At 48.8% G+C, this 10,986-nt stretch carries 10 protein-coding genes; 7 read left to right on the top strand and 3 right to left on the bottom strand.

Annotated features, from left to right (window positions below):
- The 4 genes from ON064_RS03185 to ON064_RS03170 all read left to right on the top strand — a co-directional run bounded on the left by ON064_RS03185 (position 1) and on the right by ON064_RS03170 (position 4,267).
- Positions 1 to 1,179 (top strand): DUF418 domain-containing protein, encoded by a 1,179-nt coding sequence (locus ON064_RS03185; RefSeq protein ID WP_274623587.1) that lies wholly within the window; start codon positions 1 to 3, stop codon positions 1,177 to 1,179.
- A 43-nt stretch (positions 1,180 to 1,222) separates the two neighbouring features.
- Positions 1,223 to 2,122 carry a fumarylacetoacetate hydrolase family protein gene (locus ON064_RS03180; RefSeq protein ID WP_121297885.1) on the top strand — a complete coding sequence of 300 codons (900 nt, stop codon included), beginning with the start codon at positions 1,223 to 1,225 and terminating at the stop codon, positions 2,120 to 2,122.
- A gap of 68 nt (positions 2,123 to 2,190) precedes the next feature.
- Complete coding sequence (locus ON064_RS03175) at positions 2,191 to 2,565, top strand: YisL family protein (RefSeq protein WP_274623586.1); 375 nt, start codon at positions 2,191 to 2,193, stop codon at positions 2,563 to 2,565.
- 250 nt (positions 2,566 to 2,815) lie between these two features.
- The gene (locus ON064_RS03170; protein WP_274623585.1) at positions 2,816 to 4,267 is read left to right on the top strand and encodes an alpha-amylase family glycosyl hydrolase; all 1,452 of its coding nucleotides are present in this window, start codon (positions 2,816 to 2,818) and stop codon (positions 4,265 to 4,267) included.
- An 84-nt stretch (positions 4,268 to 4,351) separates the two neighbouring features.
- Here the strand turns inward: ON064_RS03170 and ON064_RS03165 are convergent, their stop codons facing one another.
- The 3 genes from ON064_RS03165 to ON064_RS03155 are packed head-to-tail and all read right to left on the bottom strand — an operon-like array spanning position 4,352 to position 7,375.
- Positions 4,352 to 5,683, bottom strand: coding sequence for a CoA-disulfide reductase (locus tag ON064_RS03165; RefSeq protein ID WP_274623584.1), 1,332 nt, complete (start codon positions 5,681 to 5,683; stop codon positions 4,352 to 4,354).
- A gap of 14 nt (positions 5,684 to 5,697) precedes the next feature.
- The gene (locus ON064_RS03160; RefSeq protein WP_274623583.1) at positions 5,698 to 6,549 is read right to left on the bottom strand and encodes a DegV family protein; all 852 of its coding nucleotides are present in this window, start codon (positions 6,547 to 6,549) and stop codon (positions 5,698 to 5,700) included.
- Between the two features lie 13 nt (positions 6,550 to 6,562).
- Positions 6,563 to 7,375 carry a Cof-type HAD-IIB family hydrolase gene (locus tag ON064_RS03155; protein ID WP_274623582.1) on the bottom strand — a complete coding sequence of 271 codons (813 nt, stop codon included), beginning with the start codon at positions 7,373 to 7,375 and terminating at the stop codon, positions 6,563 to 6,565.
- 136 nt (positions 7,376 to 7,511) lie between these two features.
- On the opposite strand from ON064_RS03155, the gene ON064_RS03150 reads away from it, so the two are divergent.
- The 3 genes from ON064_RS03150 to ON064_RS03140 all read left to right on the top strand — a co-directional run bounded on the left by ON064_RS03150 (position 7,512) and on the right by ON064_RS03140 (position 10,929).
- Positions 7,512 to 8,279: an alpha/beta fold hydrolase gene (locus ON064_RS03150; protein ID WP_274623581.1), complete on the top strand. Its 768-nt coding sequence runs from the start codon at positions 7,512 to 7,514 to the stop codon at positions 8,277 to 8,279.
- 68 nt (positions 8,280 to 8,347) lie between these two features.
- Positions 8,348 to 8,656, top strand: a complete 309-nt coding sequence (locus ON064_RS03145; protein WP_058383381.1) for a metal-sulfur cluster assembly factor — start codon at positions 8,348 to 8,350, stop codon at positions 8,654 to 8,656.
- A gap of 137 nt (positions 8,657 to 8,793) precedes the next feature.
- On the top strand, positions 8,794 to 10,929 hold the full coding sequence (locus tag ON064_RS03140) for an ATP-dependent Clp protease ATP-binding subunit (protein ID WP_274623580.1): 2,136 nt from the start codon (positions 8,794 to 8,796) through the stop codon (positions 10,927 to 10,929).
- Positions 10,930 to 10,986 lie beyond the last annotated feature (57 nt).

Here is a 10,986-nt window from a genome sequence, read left to right as displayed (position 1 = left end):
TTGAAATTACAGCCGATCTCTTTACGTGAACGGGTGGATGCCATCGATTTGATGAGGGGATTTTCGTTATTCGGAATCCTGCTCATCAACATGCTGGCCTTCCACACGCCTTTATCTTATATCGATCCGTATAAATGGTTCAGCAGCAATATGGACCAAACCATTTTCACCGGCTTGGACATTTTCGTTCAGGCCAGTTTTTATCCGTTATTCGCAATGTTGTTCGGATATGGCTTGATGATGCAATTCTTGCGGGCTCAAGGACAAGGGCAGCCATTTTTGCCGGTAGCCATCAAGCGGCTGGTGATCTTATTGGGATTTGGGATCATCCATGCATTCTTCATTTGGTATGGAGATATTTTAATTACCTATGCACTTATGGGCTTGTTGTTGATCGGTATGCTCAGTTTGCCGGCAAACTGGCTTCTTGGCCTTGGCATACTGATCTACACATTGCCTCATTTGATGTTCACCGCCATTATGTTTATTTCGGTCATGGCAGATCCGAATATTTATATTGGTTATCAGGAAGCCGAGCAGTCCATTGCAGCATATGGCTCAGGGAGTTTCGCTGAAATCTTCAGTAGACGGCTGACGGATTGGTATTATGGCAACAATCCATTCAGTTTTATCATTTATGTAGTCACCATCTTGCCATTGATGATGGTGGGCGCAGCAGCGGCTAAGTGGCAGATGATTGAACAAGTAGCCAATAAGAAAAAGACGTGGCTGATATTGACCTTTAGTTCGCTTGCTATCGGCTTATTGCTGAAATCAACTCCTTATCTATTCGACACCAATTATGCTTTCCAATATGTCCAGGAAATGTTTGGAGGCCCATTGGTGGCGGTAGGCTATGCGGGTATTATCGCGTTATTGTCGCTGAACCTGACGTTTATGAAGGTTTTGTCGCCACTGGTCAAAGCGGGCAGGATGTCGATGACCATCTATATCACGCAATCGATTATCGCGACAAGCATCTTTTATTCCTTCGGCCTGGGCTTATACGGCCAAGTGGATCTATTGACCGGGACCTTGATCGCCGTCGGTATATTCATTGTCCAATTAATCTTTGCGGAATTGTGGTTCAGTAAATTCAATCGGGGACCGATCGAAATGATCTGGCGCCGATGGACTTACGGAAATAATTTTGAAAAAAGCAACAATTCAAAACGCTGAATGTGTATAATGAATGCAATCACAGAAAAGGAGTGTTTGACGAATGAAACTTCTATCGTTTCGCTTTCAAGGAGAAGAACGTTTTGGACCAAAGGTAAAAAAAGAAGAAGCCGTGTGGGATGTCCTCGCCATCCAGGAGCAGCTGGAAGTACTGCCGGAATTTCCGGAAAAGCTGATTGATGGAGTGTCGCAAGGAATGGAGTTTGTGGAACAGATCCGCAAATTGACGGAGGCGGCTGTCCAATCGGAAACCCCTGAGCAATTCAAACACTCTTTTTCGGAAATCGAATGGCAGGCGCCTGTCCCGAGACCTCCGAAAAACTTTATCTGCATCGGGAAGAACTACGCTGATCATGCAGAAGAAATGGGCGGGCAGGCACCAACGGATATGGTCGTTTTCACGAAAGCGCCGAATACGGTCGCTGCTGATGAAGAAACAGTCCCTGTGCATGCAGATATCACCGATTCGTATGACTACGAAGGTGAACTAGCTGTCGTAATCGGCAAAGCAGGACATAAAATTCCGAAACAGCTGGCTTACGATCATGTATTCGGGTATACCATCGCGCTTGACTTGACAGCGCGCGATCTTCAGGAAAAACACCAGCAATATTTCCTTGGGAAAAGCTTGCCAGGCTCTTGCCCAATGGGACCATATTTGGTAACGAAGGATGAGATTCCGCAATCTCAGAACCTGTCCCTTGTGACGAAAGTGAACGACGAAGTACGCCAAAATGGCAATACGGAAAACATGATCCGCCGCGTGGATGAGTTGATCGCAGAGATTTCCAAATCGGTGGCACTTGAACCGGGCGATGTCATCTTGACCGGAACCCCGGCTGGCGTAGGCAAAGGATTCAATCCGCCGAAGTTCTTGAAAGCGGGCGATACGATCAAAGTATCCATCCAGTCAATCGGCACACTCGTCACACATTTGTCATAAGGAACAATCACTTCCAATTGTCCTGCATGTGGTAAACTTGAGGGGACTATATTAAATGAGGTGAGCTTTTGGGATTTTTAACTGATACAACACATCTACACATTACCATGTGGGTAGTAGGCATCGTGCTTTTCCTCGTGGCTGCATTTATGCACCGCGACAGCAAGGGGCGCAAAATCGTCCACATGATCACGAGACTGATCTACGTTTTGATCATCATTACCGGGCTGACATTGTTCATTGAGCATTCGTCATACGATGCCATGCTTTACGGCTTGAAATTCCTATTCGGGCTATTGACCATCGGCATGATGGAAATGGTGCTTGTGCGTGGCAAAAAACAAAAGCCTGTAACCTTGTTTTGGGCATTGTTTGCAGTATTCTTGCTCGTGACTTTGTTCCTCGGCTTCAAATTGCCGATCGGCTTTAACTTCTTAGCTTAAAACGGCCGTTCCATCAAATAGAAAGCTGCACGTTCCTTGTTGGTTTTTACTGACAAGATACGTGCAGTTTTTTTGTATTGTCATCGAAATAGGAAAAATCGGGCCATTCCTCATAGGGATTTCACAGTTTGGACGAAACTAGGCATAAACAGCCGCGCTTTCACCAAGATGACATGGCGGCAAACAAGCGAGTTTGATAAAATAGACCGGGTGAGCATCATCTTGGCCTCATTGAAGGAGGAGTACGGAATTGAAGAGAAAAACTATGATTTGGGCGTTGGCAGCAGCATTGCTATTGCCGTCAACAACTATGGTAGCAGCTGAAGAAACCCGCACAATCGAAGACGAAAGCATCTACGACGTGCTCGTAGACCGCTATTTCAATAAACAGATCCAGAACGATTATGAAGTGGATTCCACCGACCCGGCATCGTTCAGCGGCGGTGATTTCTCAGGGATGGAAAGCGAACTAGCGCACGTCCGGGATATGGGCTTTACGGTGCTGTCAGTTGGGCCAGTCTTCCAGACCGCAAGCTACGATGGGCGGCAAGTGCTGGACTACAGCCAGTTGGAACGCCATTTCGGAACGGCGGAAGAATTCCAGTCGCTCGTCGACGAAGTGCATGAAAGCGACATGAAAGTCATCGTCGATTTGCCGACGCAAGAAGTGAGCGTGGATCATATGTGGGCACAGGAAAATCCTGATTGGTTTACTGAGAACGGTGACCAGACGATCGCGCTCGATACAGGTAATGAAGAAGTCCAACAAGCCTTGATCGAAATGTTCAGCGATTTTCGTGATACATACGGGATAGACGGAGTCCGCCTGCAGGATTCAGAGGAACTGGACCCGGCATTCGTCGAAAACTTCTCCACAGCCATGAAGCAGCAAGAAGGGTTTTACGTACTGGCAGATGCAGAAATGGAGAACCAGGCTGGATTTGATGCGGTCGTGCAACAAGGCGTAGAACAGACACTCCGCGACAGCTACCGCAATTTTGACCAATCGTTGGCCGATATCCCTGAATTGATGCAGCAAGCAGAAGGCAAATTGATCCGTGTCGATTCACTCGACGGTTCACGCTTTACATCAGACATCGTCGAGTCAAGAGGCTATCCGCCGACACGCTGGCGCATGCTATTTGCGCAATTATTGACGATGCCGGGCATTCCGGTCGTCCAATATGGTTCTGAAACAGCGATGAACGGCGAAGCCTTGCCGGAGTCGCATCAGATTTTGGACATGGCGGTCGAAAAGGAATTGATCGACTACATCACCAATCTAAACTCATTGCGCAATTCATCTGAAGCATTGCGTACAGGTGAATTGGAACTGCTTCATGAAGAAGAGGGCTGGATGGTGTATAAGCGTTCAAATGAAGAAGAGTCGTGGGTCATTGCCATTAATAACTCCTCTGAAACGAAAAGTTTAAGTTTGGCGCCAGAGGTCGTTGGTGAAGGAATGGAAATGCGAGGGCTGTTCGAAAGCGATATCGTTCGTCCGGATGAAGACGGACAGTACCGCCTCACCTTGGACCGAGAATTGGTAGAAACCTACCATATTACTGAAAAACGAGGGCTGAATACGGCGTATATCGTCACGCTTGGGCTAATGTACTTGATTTTTATGGGCTTTTTATGGATTGTCTGGAAGAAGGGCAAGCAGCGGAAAGCCGATGAAGCAGCAAAACAAAATAAATAATCAAAAGGCTGTGGACAGGTAACTACCTGTTCCGCCCTTTTTTGTAAGAAAAAGCGCCCAATTCCAGGCACTTTCAATGAAAAGTCAGTCGAATGCTTTATAGCCAATCATGTTGACAGGGTCTTTCGGCGAAGAGAATGGGGGGGCGTAGCACAGTTCGAGCGCCTGCAAATCATCGACGGTTAATCCTCCATAAATCGCGGTCGCTATTACATCGATGCGCTTATCGACTCCTTTGCCTCCGACACATTGTGCACCCAAAATCTGTCTGGTTTCAGGGTTATAATGGACTTTTAAGGTCAATTTTTCGTGATCTGGGTAATAGCCCGCGTTCGAGTTTCCGGTATGGCTGACCGTTTTGGCGGTAAGCCCTTTTTCTTTGATTGCTGTTTCTGTCAGTCCAGTCATCGCCGCATCCAAGCCGAAAACTTTCAATGCGGAAGTGCCGAGCAGCCCCTTTTTTGGAATGGGATTTCCGGTAATATGCTGAGCCACAAGAAAAGCTTGGCGGTGCGCAGGTACAGCGAGCGGGACACGTTTCGGGTCTCCGGTGATAAAATCGAAATTCTCCGACGCATCCCCTATGGCGTAGATCGCTTCGTCGTCTGTCTGCATAAAGTCGTTGGTGCAAATGCCCCCGGTTTCACCGATGCTGAGCCCGGCAGTTTCAGCGAGTTCGATATTCGGTTTCAAGCCGATGCTCATGATGACAAAATCGGTTTCCAGACTCTTACCATCGGACAACAGAACGCTTCGATCATCGATTTTTTCGATGACGGTTTCGGTATGGACTTGGACGCCGTTCTTCTCCAGTTCCGCATGCAGGAGCTGCGACAGATCCTCGTCCAAAATCGATAGGATGGCTCTCGACTTATGTACGATATCGACTTCCAGGCCGAGATGCTTAAGGTTCTCCGCCATTTCAAGCCCGATGAACCCGGCCCCTGAAACGACGCAATGGGAAGGCTTTTCGCTTTGGATATAGGAATGGATGGCTTGCATATCGCCATAGCTGCGCAGCGTAAATACATGGCTCTTTTGTGAGCCTTCAATATCCGGCATGATGGCGCTGCCGCCCGGAGACAAAATCAACGCGTCATAGGAATCGTAGAATTCATCGCCAGTCTTTAAGTTGCGGACGTAAATTTTTTTCTCCGGCCGGAGAATTTCCAAGACTTCGTGTTCGAGCTTGACATCGATATTGCGTTTTTGCTGGAATTGTTCCGGGTCGGCCATCAGGATCGAAGTCTCATCTTCTATGACCTCGCCAATGACATACGGCGTTCCACAAGCAGCATAGGACATTGTCGAATCCCGGTCGTATACCGTGATGCTCATCTCCTTGTCATAGAAACGGAGTTGGCCCGCTGCAGTTGCACCGCCGGCTACCGCGCCGACTATAATCACTTTTTTCATCAATAGTCCACTCCTCAATCGGTTTTATTAAAGAAGAACAAGGCGAGCGTGCCAGGTCCTGTGTGGGCGCCGATCACGGAACCGACCATGTGGATTTCGATTTCTTTCGGGTTGTAGGCAGCTTCGATTTCATCTTTCAGTGCGTTGGCAAACTCCAGGTCATCGGCATGGCTGATGGCCATCACTTGCTGGTCCAAATTGCTGCCGCGTTCTTTCATCAGTTCGATCATCCGCTTGATGACTTTTTTGCGCCCACGCAATTTTTCAATCGGAACGAGCTTGCCGTCTTCGACATGAAGCAAAGGCTTAATATTCAATAAGCCGCCGACGAATGCACTGCCTTTAGAAATACGGCCGCCTTTCGCCATGTAATCCAGATCTTCAACCGTGAACAAGCTTTCGAGATGATCGGCCTTGAAACGCACTTTTTGGATGATCGCATCGTGGTTTTCATCGGCATTGCGCAATTTTACGGCTTCTTTGACGAGCAGCCCGTAGCCGAGTGAAGCCGCTTTGGAATCGACGATCGTTAAGTCCAAATCCGGGTATTCTTCGCGCACTTGATCTGCCACCATGACGGCTGTGGCATAGGTACCGGACAATTCCGAGGAAAAGGCGATGTAGAATCCAGCTTCTTTGTCTTTTGCCAATTGTTCGAATGCCTTGAGCATTTCTTCCGGAGACGCTTGAGACGTTTTCGGATGGACGCCGGAACGGATGGCATCATAGACTTTCATGGAATCGATTGTCCGGATGTCTTCGTACTCAGCGTCTCCGATATGGACGCGCAAAGGGAACAGGACGACCTGTTCCTGCTCAAAAAAAGCTTTCGGTAAATCAGATGCGCTATCTGCAAATAATCTCATGGATCTTCCTCCTTTAGATTTTCAGTTTCAAACGGTCCATCAGTAATTCAGCTATGCCGTCTTCGTTATTGGTCAAGGTGATTTCGTTGGCGATGTTTTTCAACGGTGCAATGGCATTGCCCATCGCAACCCCAACTCCTGCAAAGTCCAGCATTTCCAGATCGTTGTCTTCATCACCGAATGCGATGATATGCTCTTTCGCGATGCCCAGTGATTTTGAAACGCGGTCGATACCGACAGCTTTGTTCATGCCCGAGCGGACAATTTCAATGACGTGCCAAGGTGCGCCCCAGCGGCGATGGTCAATGACTTCCGCATGCACTTCCGATAGGTGGTCGTGAATGGCATGGACTTTTTCGTATGGTGCATGGATGAGCATCGACGTCGGATCGGTTTTTAAATAATTGCGCAAATCCCCCGTGGTGATGCTTGGGTCACCAAAACTGAAGATATCCATCAGTTTCTCATCGTGGTGGTGGACATACACATCATCCAATACTTCCGCGACGATGTTGTGGAAATCGAAATCGTGCATCGATTCGACGACTTCGTGTACGACATCCAAGCCGATCGGTGTATGGTGCAGCCCCCAGCGTTCGTCGTTCGGGTGATGAACAAAAGCTCCATTGAAATTGACAATCGGCGTGTTGAGGCCGAGTTCGCGGTAATAGATTTCACTTGCGCGGTATGGACGCCCCGTAGCGATCATGACCTGGTGGCCTGCTTGCTGGGCTTGATTCAAAATGGACTTGGTTTTAGGTGAAATGACTTTTTGGTCGGTCAATAATGTTCCGTCCAAGTCGAGTACGATTAAATGTTGTTTCATATGAAAATCCGGCTCCCTTCTATCTACCTTCAGTTTAGCGATAATAGAGGCTATCCGTCAAAAAAACCTGACGGCAATGCCGGAATTTGCGGGAACAAAGAAAAATTGGTAGGATTTAGGGTGAGGAGTGAAGCGCATGAAAGTAGCAAATGAATTATGGGGAAATATCCCGATCTTACATATAACACCTGAAGGCCACGCGGGCGGTCCATTGCCGACGGTCATTTTCTTGCACGGGCATACGAGTGCCAAAGAACATAATTTGCATTATGCCTGGCAATGGGCCAAAAAAGGAGTCCGTGTCATCTTGCCGGATGCGCTGCTTCACGGAGAGCGGGATCAATCGCTTGATGAGGTACAGATCAGCCTGCGCTTTTGGGAAATCGTTTTGACGTCTATCGAAGAACTCGGATTTTTGCACAAAGAATTGCACAAGCGCCAACTGATTAGCGGAGAACCGGCTGTCGGAGGCACATCGATGGGAGGCATCACGACGCTCGGTGCTTTGACGGCATATCCGTGGATCAAAGCGGCAGCCGTCATGATGGGATCCGGAAATTACGTGGAGCTGGCGAAAGCCCAAATGCGCCAATACGAGTCGCGCGGTTTTGACTTGCCGCTCACCGATGAGGAACGAGAAGGCATGCTCCAGGCCCTGTCACGTTTCGATATCAGTTTGAACCGCCAATCCTTTGGCGGGCGCCCGGTCTTTTTCTGGCATGGCGTAAAAGACCCGACCGTTCCGTTTGAACCGACCAACCGGCTTTTCCATGCATTGCAGCAGGATTATGCCGCCTATCCTGAACGACTGGCATTCATGAAAGAAACCGAAGCTGCGCACGCGGTCAGCCGCAAAGGGATGCTGGCTGCAACGGCTTGGATTGCCGACCGATTAAAGGAATAAGCAAGTCGATTTCATTTCACTGTGATGTTTGGTAAGATAAGCAGTAACAGGAAAAGGAGGGATTCCGAATGGATCAAGAAACAAAAGATTATCTATTAGGTGCACTCGAAAATGTCATCGACCCTGAACTGGGTGTTGATATCGTCAATTTGGGCCTTGTATATGATGTAGAATTATCCGAAGATGGTTTCTGCGTGGTCACGATGACACTCACTTCTATGGGATGCCCAATGGGGCCGCAAATCGTCCAGATGGTTAAAACATCTTTGTATGAATTGCCGGAAGTGGAAGAAGTCGATGTAAAAATCGTCTGGCAGCCTGTCTGGAGCAAAGACCATATGTCGCGCTACGCAAAAATGGCGCTCGGCGTTCGATAAAGGAAATAGCAGGAAGCCGCAGGGAAGAAATTCCTTGCGGCTTTTTTTGATGAGCATTTCCGTTGCAAAAGGGGCTCGGCAATCATATAATCTAATTAGTCAAAGATGGTCAAATTAATCAGAGGAGCGTGATTTGATTGGTTCAATTCCAAAATACAAACGAAGAGCAAAAGTCGCCATTGGAACAATTCGGCCGCAATTTGGTTGAACAAGCACAGTCCGGCAAGATGGATCCAGTCATCGGACGCGATCAGGAAATCCGCAATGTCATCCGGATTCTTTCCAGAAAGACAAAGAATAATCCGGTATTGATCGGTGAACCGGGCGTCGGGAAAACCGCAATCGTCGAAGGACTGGCACAGCGCATCGTCCGCAACGATGTGCCGGAAGGCTTGAAGGACCGTGTCATTTATGAACTCGATATGAGTGCACTGATTGCAGGCGCAAAATACCGGGGGGAATTCGAGGAACGGCTGAAAAGCGTATTGAAGCAAGTGAAAGACAGTGAAGGGCAGATCATCCTGTTTATCGACGAGATTCATACGATTGTCGGCGCCGGTAAAACAGAAGGCGCGATGGACGCCGGAAATATGCTCAAACCGATGCTTGCGCGTGGAGAGCTGTATTGCATCGGGGCAACCACTCTGGATGAATACCGCATGCATATCGAAAAAGATGCGGCACTTGAGCGCCGCTTCCAGCAAGTGACGGTGCGCGAGCCTTCTGTTGAAGATGCAGTATCGATTCTCCGCGGATTGAAAGAGCGTTTCGAACTCCACCACGGAGTGCGCATCCATGACCGGGCAATCGTTGCAGCCGCTACAATGTCGGACCGGTACATCACGGAGCGTTTCCTTCCGGACAAAGCAATCGATTTGATCGACGAAGCGTGTGCGATGATCCGGACGGAGATCGATTCCATGCCGCAAGAGCTCGATGAAGTGACGCGGCGCCTCATGCAATTAGAGATTGAAGAGCAGGCGCTTCGAAAAGAAAAAGACGAAGCGAGCAAAACACGCCTCGCTGCGCTGCGCGAAGAGATTGAAGAGCTGAAGTCTTCTTCTGAAGGCATGCAGCAGCAATGGAACGAAGAAAAACAATCGCTTCAGAAAATCCAGGCCAAGCGCGAACAATTGGATCAATACCGCCGCCAATTGGAAGATGCGGAAAACAAATATGATTTAAATACAGCGGCGATGTTGCAACACGGCAAAATTCCAGAGCTTGAAAAAGAGCTGAGCGCCATGGAAGTCGAACTTGCCGGAGACGGCGGGGAACGTTTGCTTCGCGAAGAAGTGACAGAAGAGGAAATCGCGGGCATTGTCGCTCGCTGGACAGGTATTCCGGTAACGAAATTGGTCGAAGGTGAGCGCGAAAAGCTATTGCGCCTCGGGGATACCCTAAAAGAGCGCGTCATCGGGCAAGACAGAGCTGTCGAACTGGTGACAGAAGCGGTATGGCGAGCACGTGCCGGCATTAAGGATGAACAAAAGCCGATCGGCTCGTTCATTTTCCTTGGGCCAACCGGTGTCGGGAAAACGGAGCTTGCGAAATCGCTGGCAGCGAACTTGTTCGACTCAGAAGACCATTTCATCCGCATCGACATGTCCGAGTACATGGAAAAGCACAGCGTATCACGTCTTGTCGGGGCACCTCCTGGATATATCGGCTATGAAGAAGGCGGCCAGTTGACAGAAGCGGTCCGCCGCAATCCGTATTCCGTGGTGCTGCTCGATGAAATCGAGAAAGCCCATCCGGATGTCGCGAACATCCTTTTGCAAATCCTAGACGACGGGCGTATCACCGACAGCCAAGGGCGGCTTGTGAACTTCTCCAATACCGTCGTCATCATGACATCGAATATCGGTTCCCAACATATCAGCGCAAGCAGTGACGAACACGATACAGAAGACATCGTCATGATGGAACTGCGCAAGCATTTCCGGCCGGAGCTGTTGAACCGCATTGACGATATCGTCATTTTTCATTCCTTGTCGAATGAGCATTTCTATGGCATCGCCAAGAAAATGATCGGCGAATTGGCCGCTCGGATGAAACAACAGCAAATTTCCTTGGAAGTCGAGGATTCGGTCATCGATTACATCATTGAAGCAGGAACGGACCCGGTCTTTGGGGCGCGCCCGCTGAAACGCTTTATCCAGCGTGAAATCGAGACTCGAATTGCTAAGGAATTGATTAAAGGAGAGATCACTCCAGGTTCAACATTGAAGGTATCGATGGATCCCAATAAACAATTGCTTATCACTGTATAAGGAGAGCCGCATTTTCCGAAGCTTATCGCTCGCTTTCCGTGGGGCGGGAATCGAGCC

The sequence above is a fragment of the Planococcus sp. A6 genome, assembly GCF_028823615.1.
GTDB lineage: Bacteria > Bacillota > Bacilli > Bacillales_A > Planococcaceae > Planococcus.
This window is presented reverse-complemented; position numbering and strand designations above follow the sequence as displayed.